Below are 17,763 nucleotides of genomic sequence, written 5' to 3'. Positions count from 1 at the left end.
ACCGGGTGGGGGCTGCTTCGCGGCGCCGTCTTCCGAACGGCAAAGCTGGCTGCCATTTCAGTTGCTATACCTTTGGTATTCAACTGGATGCCGCGCATGCCTGCCCCTAACGCCTCAGTGCGTCAATTTTTTCACCACCCCTGGCTGCTCGCAGTGCTCGCGGCCTTGGGCAGCGCTGCGCTGCTGTTGGCCGCCAGTGTGGGTGTGACCCTGCAGCAGATGAAGGACAGTGAAAGCGCGCAGATGAATGCCCGTGGCGAGCGCTTTCTCGAACGCCTTGAGCAGGTGTTTGGCCAGTTGCGTGAAGGGGTCGACCAGTTGCAGTCGCAGTCCCTGCGCGGTTGCGGCCCGCCGATGCAGGCCTTGTTGCAGCAGGTGGCGTTGAAGTCGCGGTTCATTTATGAAGCCGCCTACGCCGATGGTCAGTCGGCCTGCTCCAACCGCGGGGGGGAGCGGGTCATCGAGCCGTTGCGTGCGCCGGACATTGAAGGGCCGACCTACAGCTATTGGCTCAACACCACCACCGAACCCAATGAAAACCTGGCTGCCCTGATGCTTGGTCGTGGCAACTTCCTGGTGTCGACCTCACGCGGTCATCTGAGCGATGTGGTCGACCTGCCACCGGGCGGCAGCCTGCTGGTGGTGCTCGACCGTGGTAACCGTGCGATCCCGGTGCTTGGCCCGCCCCAGGCCTGGCCGCCCACTGCCGACTGGCCGCCACCGTCGCACAAGTCGCTGCTGGAGCTGCATGATCGGCTGGTCTATCGCATGGCCACCAAGTCGCCGGACTACCAGTTGGTGCTGATCGCCCCGCGGGCCAGCCTGCCGCTCAAACTCAACGGGCTGCTCTGGCTGCTGTTCCCGGGCAGCCTGGTGCTGGCTTGCTGCATCGGCTGGCTGGTGCTGCAACTGATCCAGCAGCGCCGCTCGATGAGCTCCGAGCTGCAGCAGGCCTTGCGCCGGGGCGAGCTGCAGGTGCTCTACCAGCCGATCATCGAGCTGGACAGCCGCCGCTGTGTGGGGGCCGAGGCGCTGATACGCTGGCGTCGCCCGGACGGCAGCCTGACCAGCCCGGAGTTGTTCATCCCGTTGGCGGAAAATACCGGGCAGATCCGCCAGATCACCGACTTCGTCCTGCAGCGGGTGCTCGAACAGCTCGGCCAGTTGCTGCGCGCCAACCGCCACCTGTACATCTCGGTGAACCTGGCGGCCTGCGATGTCATGGAACCGCGCATCGGCCGGGTTGCCGCGCGGCTGCTGGCGCAGCATCGGGTGGCCGCCAGCCAGATTGCCTTCGAAGTGACCGAGCGCGGGTTGATCGACGTGGTGGTGGCCCGGGATAACCTCCAGGCCCTGCGCACGGAAGGGCATCAGGTGCTGATCGATGATTTCGGTACCGGCTATTGCAGCCTGGCCTATCTGCAGACCCTGCCCGTGGACTGCCTGAAAATCGACAAGGCGTTCATCGACGCCCTTGGCCACGATGCCGCCAGCAGTGGCGTGGCCCCGCACATCATCCGCATGGCCCACGACCTGCACTTGCGGGTGATTGCCGAGGGTATCGAGTGCGAGGACCAGGCGCAGTTCCTCAGCAGCGAGGGGGTCAACTACGGCCAGGGCTGGCTGTTCGCCCACCCGCTCAATGCCCGCCAGTTCGCCGAGCTGATTACCCGCGGGCGGCGGGTGGCGGGGCGACGGATCGATGATGAGCCTTGAGTGCGCGGCCGCCCTTCAGGCCCCATCGCCGGCAAGCCGGCTCCCACAAGGATCACCGTAGCCCCTGTGGGAGCCGGCTTGCCGGCGATGAGGCCGGTGAATCAAACCCGGTCTTCTTGTCTGGCAGTGCACTCAAACCGGCAACGCCATGTAGAACTGTGTCCCCTGCCCTGGCCGTGAGAACACCCCCATGCGCCCGCCATGCAACTGCACGATCTCCTTGCACAGCGCAAGGCCCAGGCCGGCACCGCCCTTCTTGCGCCCCACCTGCACGAACGGCTCGAAAATCCGCCCCTGCTGGCCATAGGCGATGCCTTCGCCGTTGTCCTCGACACTGACGATCACCCGCTCGGCGTGCCGCCGCGCATGCAGGCGGATATGCCCGCCGCTGGCGGTATGACGGATGGCATTGTGCAGCAGGTTGTCCAGCACCCGGTCGAGTTGGGCGATATCGGCCTGGATCCGTGGTAACGGTGGTTCCAGTTCGCGAATCAGTTCTATCTGTTTTGCCGCGGCCTGTTCGGCGAAGCGGGCCTGGGCCCGTTCGAACAGATCGTCGAGTGCGCAGGGCGCAAGCTCCAGCTTTTGCAGGCCGCTCTGGTAGCGGGAAAAATTGAGCAGGTCGTTGATCAGCTGGGTGAGGCGCTGCATCTCCTCGCCGATGGTTTCCAGCAAGTCGTGCTCACGTGCGTTGGGCGGGAAGCTGACCCGCTCGCGCAACAGCCCAAAGGCCATGTGCATGCCGGTGACCGGGGTGCGCAGTTCGTGGGAGGCACGCAACACGAACTCGCTGCGCACCCGCTCGAAGGCGCGCTGTTCGGTGACATCGTGCAGCACCATCACCGCACCGAGGATTGGCCCTTGCGGGTGGCTGACCGGGGTCAGGCTGTAGGTCAGCAGGCGGCTTTCTTCGTCCACCTCAAGGCTCAGGTCGTCGGGCGGGCGGTCCAGGCTGCCGCCACGCAGCACCTGGCGCAGTTGCTGCTCCAGCTCCGGGCGTTGCAGCGCTTCGGCCAGGCTCGCGCCCAGGCGGTCGTGGTCCCAGCCCAGCTGGCGCTGGGCCACCGGGTTGAAGTGCTCGAGGCGGCCCTGGCGGTCGATGATCAGCAGGCCGTCGTCGATGCTGTCGAGCACCGCTTGCAGGCGCTGCTGGCCAGCGAGCAGTTCGTCGACGTTGGTCGCCTGATGCTTGCGCAGGGCATCGGCCATCAGCCCGAAGCGGCGGGTCAGCTGGCTCAGTTCGGTGGCCTGGGTGACCGGCAGGGTCACGTCGAAATTGCCCTGCCCCAGCTGGTCGGCGGCCTTGGCCAGCGCCTCGATGGGCTGGCCGAAGCGGCGGGCGATGTTGTGCGCGGTGATGAAACCCACCACCAGCACGGCCAGGCCCATCAGGCCGAGCAGGCCGCTGATCAGCAAGGCACGGTCGCGGGAGGTTTCCTCACTGCGGGTGATGTGCTGCAACGCCTGCTCGTGGGAGTCGAGCAGGTCGTTGCGCAACTGGCTGAATGCCGCCCCCAGGGGTTGCTCGGTGCCCAGGCTGCGTGCGGGGGCCGGGCTTTCCCGGTAGGCCTGGAGGAAGGCCTGGTAATGGCTGGCGGCCTTGCTGAAACCGGTCCGCTCGCCGCCCTGCTCCAGCCCTCGGGTGAGCAGCGCCTGGAACTCGTTCTGCAAGCCGACCAGGCTTTGCGCGGTGGTGTCTTCGTCGAGCATCAGGGTCAGCTGCTCGCCCAGGTTCTGCCGCAACTTGAGCCCCAGCTCCAGGGTCTGGGAGGTGTCCTGCACCAGGCGCTGCTGCATGGTCGCCATCTGCAGCACGCTGACCAGCCCCAGCAGCAGCCCCAGCAGGGCCACCGTGACCAGCGCCGAAATGCTCAGGAACAGCCGCGTGCGCAGCTTCATCGGCGTTCTCACAGGTTGTACTGCTTGCGCTTGCGGTACAGCGTGGAGGCGTCGATGCCCAGCGTCTTGGCGGCCTGGTCGAGGGTGTCGCTGCCCGCCAGCACCGCTGCGATATGGGCACGCTCCAGTTCGTCCAGGCTCAGTGCGGCGCCGACCCGTGGCGCGTTGCCGGTGGGCTGCTCGCCCATGCCCAGGTGGCTGACCTCCACGCGCTCCTGCGGGCAGATGATGCTGGCGCGCTCGACCACGTTGCGCAGTTCACGGATGTTGCCTGGCCAGCGGTAATTGAGCAGCGCCGCGCGGGCTTCGTCGCTGAAGCCGCGGGCTGGGCGCGAATACTCTTTGACGAAGCGGGCGAGGAAGCGCTCGGCCAGGGTCAGGATGTCTTCGCTGCGCTCGCGCAGCGGCGGCAGGTGCAGGGTGATCACGTTCAGGCGATACAGCAGGTCTTCGCGGAAGCGGTTCTCGCGGACCATTTCGTCGAGGTTGAGGTTGGTCGCCGCCAGGATGCGCACGTCGGCCCGGCGGGTGACCGGGTCGCCGACCCGCTCGTATTCCTTGTCCTGGATGAAGCGCAGCAGTTTTGGCTGCAACGTGAGGGGAAAATCGCCGATCTCGTCGAGGAACAAGGTGCCACCGTCAGCCTGGCTGACCCGGCCCAGGGTGCTTTCGCTGGCGCCGGTGAAGGCGCCCCGGGTGTGGCCGAACAGCTCGCTCTCCATCAACTCGGCGTTCAGCGATGGGCAGTTGATGGTCACGCAGGCCTTGCGCGCGCGCTTGCTCCAGCCATGGATGGCGCGGGCCAGCTCGCCCTTGCCGGTGCCCGACTCGCCGAGGATGAGGATGTTGGCGTCGGTGGTCGCCACCTGCCGGGCGGTTTCCAGCACGGCCATCATGGCCGGGGTGTGGGAGTCCAGGCCGTCCTTGGGTTTGCGCAGTTCACCTTCCAACGCCTCCAGGCGCGCCGACAGCTGGCGCACTTCCAGTTGCTTGGCGGTGGCCAGGCGCAACTGGTCAGGGCTGCAGGGTTTGACCAGGTAATCGGCGGCGCCGGCCTGGATCGCATCCACTGCGGTATCGATGGCCGAATGGGCGGTGACGATCACCACGCGCATCCAGGGGGCCTGGACGCGCATCTGCGCCAGTACATCGAGGCCGTTGTCCTCGCCCAGGCGCAAATCGAGGAAGCACAGGTCGAACACCTGGCGTTGCAGCACGGCTTCGGCCTGTGCGGCGCTGTTGGCGGTGGCCACGCTATAGCCCTCATCCTCGAGGCAGTAGCGGAAGGTACGCAGGATGGCGGACTCATCGTCCACCAGCAGAATGCGGCCTTGGTTGTCCTGGGCTGATTCCATTTTTCCTGCGCTCCTTTGGGATTGATCTCAGTTAGTGTCGGAAAAATCGGGCAAGTTGCATGGTTGATTCTGATTGATCCGACGCCCTGCATGCTAGCCGGTTGCCTTCATGATGGCTAAGTAACTGATAACCAAGATGTTGGCTGTGAGGTACAGGGCGCCATGCAGGTTACGCAATGCGCGGATGGCTGCCGACCCCTACAAGCGGCAGGCCAGAGGCGAGAGCAGATCGTGCAAAACGCACGGTGCGAATGCAGGTCATCGTGCAGGATACGCTCCGCTCAAACTCGCATGATTTCGTAACTATCTGATTTTATTGAATTATTTCAACAAGAAAAGACTGGCACGCGGGCTGCAACTACCTGTTCAGGTTTCAAGAACAAGTACAGCAGGAGGAGCCGGCATGAATCACCCACACGTCAACCGCACGCAGTACGCCGTATTGCCCCTGCGCCAGTTGCTGTTCCTCGGTGCGGCCTTGCTGATCACCCTGGCGGCCGGCCAGTTCTACTACAGCTGGCAGACCGCCCGCCTGGCCGATCAGGTGGCGGCGCAGACCCTGGTGCTGACGCAACTCAAGGCGAGCCGTGTGAGCACGCAGGTAGCGGCAGCTGAGCCGTTGCCGGTGGGTGAGACCTCCCCTGCACGGGTCGAAAACGTCCAGCCCGAGCAACGCTGGGTGTTCTAGACCACCAACGATTTTGCACACGAAAGGAGAAACATCATGCTGAGCTGGGCTATCACCTTCCTGATCATTGCCATTGTCGCCGCGGTGCTGGGCTTCGGTGGTATCGCTGGCGCGGCGACCGGTATCGCGAAGATCCTGTTCATCGTCTTCCTGGTGCTGTTCGTGGCTTCTTTCTTCTTTGGACGAGGCAGGGGTTGAACCATGAAGCGGATGCTTTGCCATGCCCTGGCCGGCGCCCTGCTTGCGGGCGCCGGTAGCCTGGCGCTGGCGGCCAATGACGGCCAGGTCCGGGCCAACCAGTTGTTAGGCTCGGACCCTGAGTACCGGGAAACCTGGCAAGACACGATCAAGGGCGAGGAACGTTTGCCCGAGTGGGTGATCAACCTCAGCGGCAGCGCCCCGCTGCAGATGTCGGCGGTCACCGAGGACGGCGAGCAGTATCTGGTCGGCCCGTTGTGCGAGACCGACAGCACCTGCACCTACAAGCGCCTGATCGTGGCGTTCAGCTGGGACAAGGACAATGCCTACGGGATGCTCGTGGAAGTACCCGAAGGCCTGCCCTCGGACAAGTCGCCCACCCGCCATGCCGACTATCGCTGGTTGGGCAAGCCTGACGACGGCATGAAAGCCTTGCTGCAGGAGCAGCTCAAGCGCGATCCGAACTGGTACTGAGCCATTTGTGACCGGCGGGTACGCACTGTCACGAAATAGAAGCTGAACCTTTCTATCTTTCTGGCTTCTATGATGCGCCGCCCCGAGGAGGGGCAGCGCATGACCAGGGGGCCGGGCTGTTCTGATTGTTGCAGGATCGGAGTGGCCTAGGGGTACAGGGAGTACCTCCGCAATGGGCCGGGTCAGGAGAGGGTGGCATCGGAAGTTGCAGGTCGGCGGTGTCCTGGGGACGCCCAAGCCGATCTGGCTTCCGAAGCGCCTTATGTGGGATCCCTTCCTTATATATGTACGTCTTCTCACCAAAGACACATTTTGTCTTGACCGTACATCGAAATTTTTTAGCCTGACTGACAGCTCAGGTTCGGTGGCATTTCAGCCATTCGGATTGTCGAACACGCCATTCAAACCCCCGTACGCACGCCGCCAAATCTGCCGAAAAATGGCGCTTTGGTCTTGTTCGGAAATCCGAACGTTGAAAATCAAGGGCTTGGCGATGTCCGTTTTTGTCTTCAGGTCTCATGCCGATTCGGCATGGGGTACTCGTTTCCGGCATTAGACTGCCCCCCTTCCCATCGCAATAGTTGCCGCCTTTTTCCCTGGCCCAAGCACTCGAACGATGTGCTCGCGGTGTCCTTTCATGGGGCCACCGCACGCCAAGGTCGTGCTGCCATAACGTTCTTAACGGCTCTGGTACGCGGCTTTGCGGTTGGTGTCCTTGACCACTACAACAAAGGGTAATGACATGAAGAAGGCAAAACTGAGCCTCGCCTGGCAGATCGTCATCGGTCTGTTGCTGGGCGTTGCAGTCGGCGCGCTACTGAATCATTTCAGTGCAGAAAAGGCATGGTGGATCAGCAACGTCCTCCAGCCGGCCGGCGACATCTTCATTCGCCTGATCAAGATGATCGTTGTCCCGATCGTGATTTCGTCGCTGATCGTGGGTATCGCCGGAGTTGGCGACGCGAAGAAACTGGGCAGCATTGGCCTGAAGACCATCCTCTACTTCGAGGTGGTGACCACCATCGCCATCGTCGTCGGCCTGGTGCTGGCCAACGTGTTCCACCCGGGCGCCGGCATCGACATGAGCACCCTGGGCACCGTCGACATCTCCAAGTACCAGGCCACCGCGGCCGAGGTGCAGCATGAGCACGCGTTCATCGAAACCCTGCTCAACCTGATCCCGTCGAACATCTTCGCAGCGCTGATGCGTGGCGAAATGCTGCCGATCATCTTCTTCTCGGTCATGTTCGGCATGGGCTTGTCGAGCCTCAACGCCGAGCTGCGCGAGCCGCTGGTGCGTACCTTCCAGGGCGTGTCGGAGACCATGTTCAAGGTCACCCACATGATCATGAACTACGCCCCGATCGGCGTGTTCGCCCTGATCGCCGCCACTGTCGCCAACTTCGGCTTCGCTTCCTTGCTGCCACTGGCCAAGCTGGTGCTGCTGGTGTACTTCGCCATCGCCTTCTTCGCCTTCATGGTGCTGGGCCTGGTAGCGCGGGTGTTCGGCTTCTCGATCATCAAGATCATGCGCATCATGAAAGACGAGCTGATCCTCGCCTACTCCACTTCCAGCTCCGAGACCGTGCTGCCGCGCGTGATCGAGAAGATGGAAAAGTACGGCGCGCCGAAGTCGATCTGCTCGTTCGTGGTGCCGACCGGCTACTCGTTCAACCTCGACGGCTCGACCCTGTACCAGAGCATCGCGGCGATCTTCATCGCCCAGCTGTACGGCATCGACCTGTCCTGGAGCCAGCAGCTGCTGCTGGTGCTGACCCTGATGGTCACCTCCAAAGGTATCGCCGGCGTACCGGGCGTGTCCTTCGTGGTGCTGCTGGCCACCCTGGGCAGCGTGGGCATTCCGCTGGAAGGCCTGGCCTTCATCGCCGGTGTCGACCGCATCATGGACATGGCCCGCACCGCGCTGAACGTGGTGGGTAACGCCCTGGCCGCCGTGGTCATCGCCAAGTGGCAGGGTATGTACGACGCCGAGAAAGGCGAGGCGTACTACAAGTCGCTGGTGCTGGACAAAGGCAAGACCGAGGCAGTGGTGGCCGGCAAGACCGTCAACCAGTAAGCCTTGCTGTTGAACAAAAAGCCCCGACTTGTCGGGGCTTTTTGCATCTTGGCTTCAACACGGCCCTTGTGGGAGCGGGCTTGCCCGCGAAGCAGGCGCCTCGGTGGATGGCACCGGCTTTGCCGGTGTTCGCGGGCAAGTCGCTGCGGCGAACCGCCGCTCCCACAGGCATCGCATGATTCCAGGCGATCTTGCGCTATCATTCGGGCATTTTTCACGGGGGATCACAGATGCTCAACGGCCTCTGGCTCGGCTTTTTCCTGGTGGCGGCCATTTCCGCCCTGGCCCAATGGCTGGTCGGCGGCAACGCCGGCATCTTCGCCGCGATGGTCGAGAGCATCTTCGCCATGGCCAAGCTGTCGGTCGAGGTCATGGTCCTGCTGTTCGGCACCCTGACGCTGTGGCTGGGCTTTCTCAAGATCGCCGAGCAGGCCGGCATCGTCGAATGGCTGGCCAAGGTGCTCGGCCCGCTGTTCGCCCGGTTGATGCCGGAAGTGCCGCCCGGCCACCCTGCCCTGGGCCTGATCACCATGAACTTCGCCGCCAACGGCCTGGGGCTGGACAACGCCGCCACCCCCATCGGCCTGAAGGCCATGCGCGCGCTGCAGGAGCTCAACCCCAGCAGCACCACGGCAAGCAACGCGCAGATCCTGTTCCTGGTGCTCAACGCCTCGTCGCTGACCCTGCTGCCAGTGACCATCTTCATGTACCGCGCCCAGCAGGGCGCCACCGACCCGACCCTGGTATTCCTGCCGATCCTGCTGGCCACCAGCTGCTCGACCCTGGTCGGCCTGCTGTCGGTGGCGGTGATGCAGCGCCTGCGCCTGTGGGACCCGGTGGTGCTGGCCTACCTGATCCCGGGTGCGCTGCTGCTGGGCGGTTTCATGGCGTTTCTCGGCACCCTTTCGGCGGCCGCGTTGGCCAGCCTGTCGTCGATCCTCGGCAACCTGACGCTGTTCGGTGTGATCATCCTCTTCCTGCTGATCGGCGCCTTGAAGCGGGTCAGGGTCTACGAGGTGTTCGTCGAAGGCGCCAAGGAAGGTTTCGACGTGGCCAAGAGCCTGCTGCCGTACCTGGTGGCCATGCTGGTGGCGGTGGGCGTGCTGCGCGCTTCCGGCGCCCTGGAGCTGGCCCTGGACGGTATCCGCCATGCGGTGAGCTGGATGGGCCTGGACAGCCGCTTCGTCGAGGGCCTGCCCACCGCGTTGGTCAAGCCATTCTCGGGCAGCGCGGCGCGGGCCATGCTGATCGAGACCATGCAGACCCACGGCGTCGACAGCTTCCCGGCGCTGGTGGCAGCGACCATCCAGGGCAGCACCGAAACCACCTTCTACGTGCTGGCGGTGTACTTCGGCGCGGTGGGCATCCAGCGGGTGCGCCACGCCGTGGGGTGCGCCCTGCTGGCTGAGTTTTCCGGCGTGGTCGCGGCGATCTTCGTCTGCTACTGGTTCTTCGCCTGAGCCTGAACGGCCTGGCTCACCGTCCAGTCGATCACCTGGCGCGCCAGCTGGTCGCTGGCCGCGCCGAAGCCGGCAACTGCGGCCGGCACCTGTTTGTCAGTGAGCGGTTGGCGCACCTCGAAGCGCTTGCTGGCAAGGATGCGCTGGCTGCGCCCTTGCACCAGCCGCGCGTCGTAGCGGATCACCACCTCAACCTGCTCAGCTGAGCGGTATTCGCTCTGGAACGCCTGCAGCTCGCCGCCCAGTTCGTAGTCAGCCTGCAGGTTGGCGTCGTCGGCGCTCAGGCGCTGCACCCGGCCGTCGCGCTGGAAACCATCGAGCAGGCGGTTGCGCACCAGCATGGGCACGGGATCGCTCCAGCGCGCGCCCTTGTAGCTGCTGATCACGTCACCCTGGGGGATCACCGCGATGCGTGGCCCGGCCAGGGCCTCGCTGGCCAGGGGTTTGTTCAGGCGCAGCGACCAGCTCGCCGGCGTGGCGCTGCCGACCGCCTGGTGCACGGGCAGGCGGTAGATATCCACAGGTTCGTTTTTCGGCAGGATCGAGCAGGCCGAAGCCAGGCTCAGGGCGACGGCCAGGGCGAGCAGGCGCGGCGACGGGCTCATGGCTGGAACTCCTTGTTGTTGTCGCGGCCGAGCAGATAGCCGCTGGGGTCGGCCTCCAGGCGCCGGGAGATGCCCTTGAGGGCATTGAGGGTCTCGCGCAGTTCACGGATGGCCGGGGCGATCTGGTTCAGGCCCTGGGCGCCGTCGTCGAGGGACTGGCGGTTGTCCTGCAGCAGGCTGTTGATGGTCGCGCTGCTCTGCGCCAAGGACTGCATGGCCTGCTCGGCGCTGTCGATGGCCTGCTTGCCCTGGCTGCCGAGCAGGCCGTTGGCGTTGCGCATCAGTGCCTGGGTCTCGGCCAGGGTGGCGTTGGCCTGCTTGCCGACCTGGCTCAATTGAGCAATGGCTTCGCTGATGCCGTCCTTCTGGTTGGCGAAGGCGCCGGTGGTCTGGTCGAGGTTGGCCAGGGTGTTGCTCAGGTGCTCGATGTTGCCTTCCGAGAACATCTGGTTGGCGTTGTGCAGCAGCAGGTTGATGTTGGTCACCAGGTCGCTGCTGTCGTTGAGCAACTGCGAGATCGGCGATGGCGAGGCGACGATCACCGGCAGCTTGCCGTCCTGGCCCTTGAGCGGTGGGCTTTGCGGGGTGCCGCCGGTGAGCTGGATGAACGAGTTGCCGGTCACCCCGGCCAGGGTCAGCTTGGCCTTGGTGTCTTCCTTCACCGGGGTGTCGGCGGACAGGCGAATGCGCGCCAGCACCCGGCGTGGGTCTTTCGGGTCAAGGCGCAGGGTGCTGACGTCACCGACCTTGATGCCGTTGTACTGCACCGGGCTGCCGCGGGACAGGCCGGACACCGCCTCGTTGAACACCACTTCGTAATCCTTGAAGGTGTCGTCGACGCTGGACTTGGTCAGCCACAGACCAAACAGCATGGCGCCGGCCACCACCAGCACGGTGACCAGGCCGATCAGGACATGATGCGCTCGGGTTTCCATCGTTCAAGGCTCCTGGCGGGCGCGCAGGGCGGCGTCTTCGGCCGCCCGGCCGCGCGGGCCGTGAAAGTATTCGTGAATCCAGGGGTCGTCGGTTTGTTCGACGTCAGCCAGCGGCCCGGCCACCAGCACCTTTTTCTGTGACAGCACGGCTACCCGGTCGGTGATGGTGTAGAGGGTGTCCAGGTCGTGGGTGATCAGGAACACCGACAGCCCAAGGGCATCGCGCAGGGTGAGGATCAGTTGGTCGAAGGCGGCGGCGCCGATCGGGTCGAGGCCGGCGGTGGGCTCGTCGAGGAACAGGATGTCCGGGTCCAGTGCCAGGGCGCGGGCCAGGGCGGCGCGCTTGATCATGCCGCCGGACAGCGAGGCCGGGTACTTGTCGGCGGCGCTGATCGGTAGCCCGGCCAGGGCCAGCTTGACCCCGGCAAGGTGCTCGGCGTCGGCACGCGACAGGCCGGCGTGCTCGATCAGTGGCAGGGCGACGTTCTCGGTGACGGTCAGCGACGAGAACAGCGCGCCCTTCTGGAACAGCACGCCAAAGCGCCGCTCCACCTGCGAGCGCTGGTTTTCGTCGAGGGTGGCCAGGTCCTGGCCGAACACCTTCACGATGCCCTCGTTGGGCCGGCGCAAACCGATGATGCTGCGCAACAGCACTGACTTGCCGCTGCCCGAACCGCCGACCACGGCAAGGATTTCGCCGCGGTACAGGTCCAGGTCGAGGTTTTCGTGCACGCTCTGGCTGCCGAAGCGGTTGCAGATGCCCCGGGCTTCGATCACCGCCTCTCGGCCGCTCACCAGCCCATCTCCATGAAGAACAGCGCGGCCACCGCATCCAGCACGATGACCACGAAGATCGACTGCACCACCGCCGAGGTGGTGTGGGCGCCCACCGATTCGGCGCTGCCGCTGACCTTGAAGCCTTCCAGGCAGCCGATGGTGGCGATCAGGAAGGCGAAGAACGGCGCCTTGGCCAGGCCTACCAGGAAGTGCTGCACGCCGATATCGCTTTGCAGCAGCGAGAGGAACATGGCCGGCGAAATGCCCAGTGACAGTGCGCAGACCACCGCACCGCCGACGATGCCGCAGATCATCGCGACGAAGGTCAGCAGCGGCAGCGCGATCAGCAGTGCCAGCACCCGCGGCACCACCAACAGCTCGATGGGGTTCAGGCCCAGGGTGCGGATGGCGTCGATCTCTTCGTTGGCTTTCATCGAGCCGATCTGCGCGGTGAAGGCGCTGGCGGTGCGGCCGGCCATGAGGATGGCGGTCAGCAGCACGGCGAATTCCCGCAGGAAAGAGAACGCCACCAGGTCGACGGTGAAGATCGTCGCGCCGAAGTTGGCCAGTACCGTGGCCCCGAGAAAGGCCACCACGGCGCCGACCAGGAAGGTCAACAGGGCCACGATGGGGGCGGCGTCCAGGCCGGTCTGTTCGAGGTGGGCGACCACCGGGGTGACGCGCCAGCGGTGGGGCTGCAGCAGGCGGCGCAGCAGGGTTTCGAGGATCAGGCCGATAAAGCCGAGCACCTGTTTGGTGTCTTGCCACAGGGTGTCGACGGCGCAGCCGATGCGCGCCAGCAGCAGGAGCAGCACCGGGCGCTCGGGCTCCTTGACCGGGATGCAGTAGTCCTGCACCGAGCAGTAGACGTTCTTGAGCAGGGCGCGACTGGCGTCGGGGAGTTGGTCGGTACAGTGCGCCAGGCGTTCGGCGCCGAGCAGTTCGGCCAGCAGTGAGGCGCCGGCGGTGTCGAGGTGGCCCAGCTGGCTGAGGTCGACCTGGGTGTCGGCGCCGTACTGGCTGCGCAGCTGCTCGCAGTCGCGCTTGAGGCCGGCGTAGTGGGCCAGGGTCCAGTCGCCGACGATTCGCAGGCGGGAGGGCTGCTGGTTGTTGTCCAGGATGGCGCTCGGGGCGGTCATAGGCTCCATGCATCTGACTGGCGGGTGGCGAGTCAGATCATAGCGCAGCAGGCCGCGATGAGCAGTGCATTCCTGTAGGAGCGGCCTTGTGCCGCGAAAGGGCCGCAAAGCGGCCCCAGCATTTTTTGTGGCGGATGAGATCCTAGGGCAGCTGCGCAGCCCTTTCGCGGCACAAGGCCGCTCCTACAGGGTTTTTGGTGCGTCATCCACCACTTTGAAGCGCAGCACCCCAATGACCTGGCCATCCTCGGTCAGCACCCGCACCTGCCACTTGCCCACCGGGTTGGGCGGGAAGTTCTGCTTGTGGGTCCAGGCCCGGTAGCCTTCCTTGCGCCCGCCGTGGATGTCCAGGGCGATGCGGTCGACTTCTTTACCGTCCAGCTGCCACACATGGTAGATGCGCTCGTTGAGGCCGCGCGGGGCATTGATCGCGGTGTAGGCATACAGGCCGCCATTGCGGATGCGGCTGGCGGGTACTTCTTCCAGCGACGCGCCCGGCTGGCGGTTGAGCACTTCGGTGCTGATCGCCACATCGGTCATCCACAGGGTCGCCGGCGGCACCCAGGAGCGCATCAGCCAGCCGCCGCCGCCCACCGCCAGGGTCACCAGCACCAGCGCCACGCCACGGCGCCAGTTGTTGATCGGGAAGCTGCTGGCCAGGCTTGGGAACGACAGCACCATGGCCGCGACCAGCGCCAGCTTGAAGCTCTGCGCGGTGGTCAGGTGCAGGATGATCGGCAGTGCCGTGAGCAGCGCGGCAAACAGCGTCAGGGTGTGCAGCGCCAGGAACAGCCAGCGCCGCGGGGCCAGCCACTTGTGGTACAGCGGGTCGACGATGGAGATCAGCCCCGCGGCGCCGAGCAGGCCGGTGAAGATCAGCTGGCCGCTGTTCCAGGTGGTGGTGATGAAGAAGAACGGCAGGACGAAGAACAGGCTCTCCTGGTGGATCATCTGCGTCGCGAAGCGCAGCAGCGGCTGGGGGATCTCACGCTTGAAGGTGCGGGCGAACAGCTCGGTGAGGGTGTTCTCCAGCATCAGCCAGACCCAGCTGACCAGCATGGCGATGGCGATCCAGCGGGCCAGGCCGGCCTGGCGGTCGACCAGGATGAAACTGCCGATACCCGACAGGAAACCGTAGAGCGCGATGATGCCGGGGTAGCGCTTGAGCAGTTCGATCACGCGCAGGACGAAGTTGGGTATTGGGGGCATGGGGCTACAACAGAATGATTGGGAGGCTGCTCGGCCCTCTTCGCGGGTAAATCGCAGCGGCGAAGAGGCAGGCACAGGATACCGCCGAACCCCTACTTTCGTGTAGCGCCGCTGGGGCGATTCGCCACTACGCGCCGCCAACGAAGCAGCCCGACCGCAAGGATCAGCCCGAGCAACAGCGCCACCAATCCGTACAGCTCGTCATACCCCAGCAGCGGCTTCTCGATGCGCAGGTAGCCGGGGTCCTTGAGCAGCTCACGCAGGGCCTCGTTGGCCTGCTTGAGGCTGACCTGGCGTAGCGCACGTACCGGGTCGCTGAAGCGGCCGTTCTCATAGGCGTTGAGCGCTCCCCAGTAATAGTCGGCCAACGCCGTGTTGCCCTGGGTGCTCCAGCTCTCGCGGGCAATCGCCGCGTCCTTGATGCGGGCGAAGGTGTCCGGGTCCAGGCCGTGCTTGCGCAGGTGCTCGAACAACTGCTCGAGCACCTTCACCGCCGCGTCGAGGTCCTGGCGCTCCAGGTCGGCATTGAGGCTCAGCAGGCCACTGTCGCCGAAACTCTCGCGTTGCGCCGAGGGGCCGTAGGACAAACCGTGGCGCAAGCGCAGTTGGTCGTACAGCGCCCAGTCCAGGTAGCGCGAGAGCAGTTCGAGGGTCTGGTCGTCGTTCGTGTCCAGCGTGGGTTCGATGAACAACCAGTGCAGCTTGACGTTGTCGCCCAACCAGCCACGGGTCAGGTCGCGGCGTTGCTCGGCCTGCTGGCTGATGGTCTCGAGGGTGCGGCGCTCTTCGGGTTCGGTCGCCGGCAGTTCGCCGAAGGTACGTTCCAGGTAGGCCGGCAGCAGGCGGTCGAGGCCGCCGACGACGATCAGGCTCATGTTGTTGGCGGCGTACCAGTGCTCGCGCAGGTGCTGTACCTGCTCCAGGGTCATGTCGTCGAGGTCGGAGCGCTCCTTGCACTTGAGGCCCAGCTCGGTCGCCAGTTGGTCGCTGGCCGGGTGGCCGACTTCCTGGCGGTCGAGCCAGCGCTGCAGGTGCCCGTAATGGCCGCCGTCCTCGCGCTCGATGATGCGCTTGGCCGTGGCCAGGGCCTTGGCGTCGATACGGGTGTCGCGCAGCAGCGCCAGCAGCAGGTCGAGCACCTTGCGCTGGTTGCGGGCCGGGGCTTCGATGACGAAGGTGGTGTCGGCGCTGCTGGTGAAGGCGTTCCATTCCCCGCCCAGCGCTTGCAGGCGCTCTTCCAGGCCGCCCTCGCCCGTTTCGTCGATGCCGCTGAACAGCAGGTGTTCGAGCAGGTGCGGCAGCTCGCGCTGGTTGCAGTCGAAATCGTCCAGGCCCACGCCCACCACCAGGCGGATCGACACATGGTCGCGCTCGTAGCCGGACTTGAGGATCACCTGCAGGCCGTTGGGCAACAGGTAGCCCTCGACCCGCGAGCGATCGAGGGCGAAGGTCGGCAGGCTGGCGATCAGCAGGCAAATGAACATCAGGCAACGCATGGGCGAGCTATGGTCTCCGGGGGCAAAGGCTCAAGGCTGGCGGGCTTCGTCCGGCACGCTGTCGAGCATCAGCCCGCCGGTGTCGGTGCCGCCCAGTACCACATAGGCACTGCTGCAGAACAAAGAGTTCAACCGCTTCATGTCGGCAATGAGTTCCAAGTGTAGCGAACTGGTCTCGATACTCTGCACCACTTTACGTTGCAGGCGGCTGACATGGGCATGGGCCAGGCGCCGCTCCTGGGCGCGGAAGCGGCGTTTTTCGCGCAGCAGCTGGTGCGCGCTTTGCGGGTCGGCGCTGAGGAACACCGACAGGCCCAGGCGCAGGTTGGCCAACAGCTGTTCCTGTAGGCCGGTCAGCTCTTCCAGGCCGGTTTGCGAGAACTCGCGGCGCTGGGAGGTTTTCTGCTGCTGGACCTTGCGCAGCATGCGCTCGATCAGGTCGGTGGCCAGCTTGAGGTTGATTGCCAGCTCGATGATCTCGGCCCAGCGCCGGTTGTCCTGTTCGCTCAGGTCTTCGCGGGGCATCTGCGCCAGGTACAGCTTGATGGCGTTGTACAGTGCCTCGGCGTCTTCGGCGAAGGTGCGCACCTGCTGGGGCATGGCGGTCTGGGTGCCGCGCAGGGCGCCCAGCATGGCGTCGAGCAGGCTGTCGACCAGGTCGCCCAGGCGCAGGGTTTCGCGTACCGCGTTGGCCAGTGCCAGGCTCGGGGTGGTGAGCGCGGTGGGGTCAAGGTGGCGCGCCTGGGTATGGCCGTTGCCGTTGCCCCGTTCGGGCAGCAGGAAGTCGCACAGCCGGCCCATGGGCTTGACCGTGGGCAGCATCAGCAGGCAGCGCAGGGTGTTGTAGAGCAGGTGGAAGCCGATCACCAACTCCTGCGGGCTGAAGCTCAGGCTGTCCATCCAGTCCACCAGCGGGTGCAGCACCGGGATGATCAGCACCAGGCCGAACAGCTTGTACAGCAGGCTGCCCAGGGCCACCCGGCGCCCCGCCGAGTTCTGCAGGCTGGTGGTGAGGAAGGCCAGCAGGCCGCTGCCGATGTTGGCGCCGATCACCAGGCCGATGGCCACCGGCAGGCTGATCACCTCGGCGCCGGCCAGGGTGGCGGTCAGCAGCACGGCAGCCAGGCTGGAATAGGAAATCATCGCGAACAGTGCGCCGATCAGCGCGTCGAGCAGGATGTCGCCGGTCAGGGAGGCGAACAGCACCTTCACGCCCTGGGCATGGGTGATCGGGGTGGCGGCGTGCACGATCAGTTGCAGCGCCAGGATGATCAGCCCCAGGCCGATGCCGACGCGGCCCAGTTGGCCGGCGCGGGTCTGCTTGCGCGAGAGGAAGAAGATCACCCCGAGGAAGATCAGCAGCGGCGACAGCCAGGACAGGTCGAAGGTCAGCACCCGCGCCATCAGCGCGGTGCCCACGTCGGCGCCGAGCATGATCGCCAGGGCCGGGGTCATGGCCATCAGGCCCTGGCCGACGAACGAGGTGACCAGCATGGCGGTGGCGTTGCTGCTTTGCACCATGGCGGTGACCACGATGCCGGCAATGAACGCCAGCGGGCGCTTGTTCATGTTCTGGCTAAGCACCCGGCGCAGGTTCGAGCCATAGACGCGCAGGATGCCGGTACGCACGATGTGCGTGCCCCACACCAGCAGGGCCACGGCAGAGAGTAGGTTGAGCAGGGTCAGCATGGTCGGGCCCCCTTGTTCTTCTATGCCCCTAGGCGGGGCCAATGGT

At 65.2% G+C, this 17,763-nt stretch carries 15 protein-coding genes; 6 read left to right on the top strand and 9 right to left on the bottom strand.

Annotation, left to right across the window (positions count from 1 at the left end; genetic code table 11):
• Nucleotides 1–96 precede the first annotated feature (96 nt).
• Nucleotides 97–1,716 (top strand): EAL domain-containing protein, encoded by a 1,620-nt coding sequence (locus L6D77_RS15455; RefSeq protein ID WP_110995026.1) that lies wholly within the window; start codon nucleotides 97–99, stop codon nucleotides 1,714–1,716.
• 132 nt (nucleotides 1,717–1,848) lie between these two features.
• Here the strand turns inward: L6D77_RS15455 and L6D77_RS15450 are convergent, their stop codons facing one another.
• Both L6D77_RS15450 and algB read right to left on the bottom strand, forming a co-directional pair.
• Nucleotides 1,849–3,615: a KinB sensor domain-containing domain gene (locus L6D77_RS15450; RefSeq protein ID WP_232884391.1), complete on the bottom strand. Its 1,767-nt coding sequence runs from the start codon at nucleotides 3,613–3,615 to the stop codon at nucleotides 1,849–1,851.
• Nucleotides 3,616–3,623: 8 nt separating this feature from the next.
• Nucleotides 3,624–4,970, bottom strand: coding sequence for a sigma-54-dependent response regulator transcription factor AlgB (gene algB / locus L6D77_RS15445; RefSeq protein ID WP_232884392.1), 1,347 nt, complete (start codon nucleotides 4,968–4,970; stop codon nucleotides 3,624–3,626).
• A 403-nt stretch (nucleotides 4,971–5,373) separates the two neighbouring features.
• Between algB and L6D77_RS15440 the strand changes: the two genes are divergently transcribed.
• From L6D77_RS15440 to L6D77_RS15420, 5 genes are all read left to right on the top strand, one after another.
• Nucleotides 5,374–5,658, top strand: a complete 285-nt coding sequence (locus tag L6D77_RS15440) for a hypothetical protein (RefSeq protein WP_232884393.1) — start codon at nucleotides 5,374–5,376, stop codon at nucleotides 5,656–5,658.
• A 36-nt stretch (nucleotides 5,659–5,694) separates the two neighbouring features.
• Nucleotides 5,695–5,856: a DUF1328 domain-containing protein gene (locus L6D77_RS15435; RefSeq protein WP_003252966.1), complete on the top strand. Its 162-nt coding sequence runs from the start codon at nucleotides 5,695–5,697 to the stop codon at nucleotides 5,854–5,856.
• 3 nt (nucleotides 5,857–5,859) lie between these two features.
• On the top strand, nucleotides 5,860–6,330 hold the full coding sequence (locus tag L6D77_RS15430) for an inhibitor of vertebrate lysozyme family protein (RefSeq protein WP_232884394.1): 471 nt from the start codon (nucleotides 5,860–5,862) through the stop codon (nucleotides 6,328–6,330).
• Nucleotides 6,331–7,072: 742 nt separating this feature from the next.
• Complete coding sequence (gltP, locus tag L6D77_RS15425; RefSeq protein WP_110995031.1) at nucleotides 7,073–8,407, top strand: glutamate/aspartate:proton symporter GltP; 1,335 nt, start codon at nucleotides 7,073–7,075, stop codon at nucleotides 8,405–8,407.
• Between the two features lie 230 nt (nucleotides 8,408–8,637).
• Nucleotides 8,638–9,867: a nucleoside recognition domain-containing protein gene (locus L6D77_RS15420; protein ID WP_232884395.1), complete on the top strand. Its 1,230-nt coding sequence runs from the start codon at nucleotides 8,638–8,640 to the stop codon at nucleotides 9,865–9,867.
• Here the strand turns inward: L6D77_RS15420 and L6D77_RS15415 are convergent.
• The 7 genes from L6D77_RS15415 to L6D77_RS15385 all read right to left on the bottom strand — a co-directional run bounded on the left by L6D77_RS15415 (nucleotide 9,849) and on the right by L6D77_RS15385 (nucleotide 17,717).
• Nucleotides 9,849–10,472, bottom strand: coding sequence for an ABC-type transport auxiliary lipoprotein family protein (locus L6D77_RS15415; protein ID WP_232884396.1), 624 nt, complete (start codon nucleotides 10,470–10,472; stop codon nucleotides 9,849–9,851). The genes L6D77_RS15420 and L6D77_RS15415 overlap by 19 nt on opposite strands.
• Nucleotides 10,469–11,407 (bottom strand): MlaD family protein, encoded by a 939-nt coding sequence (locus tag L6D77_RS15410; RefSeq protein ID WP_232884397.1) that lies wholly within the window; start codon nucleotides 11,405–11,407, stop codon nucleotides 10,469–10,471. Before L6D77_RS15410 ends, L6D77_RS15415 begins: the two co-directional genes overlap by 4 nt.
• 3 nt (nucleotides 11,408–11,410) lie before the next feature.
• On the bottom strand, nucleotides 11,411–12,202 hold the full coding sequence (locus tag L6D77_RS15405) for an ABC transporter ATP-binding protein (protein ID WP_232884398.1): 792 nt from the start codon (nucleotides 12,200–12,202) through the stop codon (nucleotides 11,411–11,413).
• Nucleotides 12,199–13,332 carry an ABC transporter permease gene (locus L6D77_RS15400; protein WP_232884399.1) on the bottom strand — a complete coding sequence of 378 codons (1,134 nt, stop codon included), beginning with the start codon at nucleotides 13,330–13,332 and terminating at the stop codon, nucleotides 12,199–12,201. Before L6D77_RS15400 ends, L6D77_RS15405 begins: the two co-directional genes overlap by 4 nt.
• Before the next feature lie 174 nt (nucleotides 13,333–13,506).
• Nucleotides 13,507–14,532: a DUF5924 family protein gene (locus L6D77_RS15395; protein ID WP_232884400.1), complete on the bottom strand. Its 1,026-nt coding sequence runs from the start codon at nucleotides 14,530–14,532 to the stop codon at nucleotides 13,507–13,509.
• Between the two features lie 92 nt (nucleotides 14,533–14,624).
• Nucleotides 14,625–16,028, bottom strand: a complete 1,404-nt coding sequence (locus L6D77_RS15390) for a M16 family metallopeptidase (protein WP_232884401.1) — start codon at nucleotides 16,026–16,028, stop codon at nucleotides 14,625–14,627.
• Nucleotides 16,029–16,058: 30 nt separating this feature from the next.
• On the bottom strand, nucleotides 16,059–17,717 hold the full coding sequence (locus L6D77_RS15385; RefSeq protein ID WP_232884402.1) for a Na/Pi cotransporter family protein: 1,659 nt from the start codon (nucleotides 17,715–17,717) through the stop codon (nucleotides 16,059–16,061).
• Nucleotides 17,718–17,763: the final 46 nt, after the last annotated feature.

This window comes from Pseudomonas parasichuanensis (genome assembly GCF_021601385.1).
Lineage (GTDB): Bacteria > Pseudomonadota > Gammaproteobacteria > Pseudomonadales > Pseudomonadaceae > Aquipseudomonas > Aquipseudomonas parasichuanensis.
Note: the sequence above shows the minus strand (reverse complement) of the source record. Positions and strands in the feature narration are given on the sequence as shown.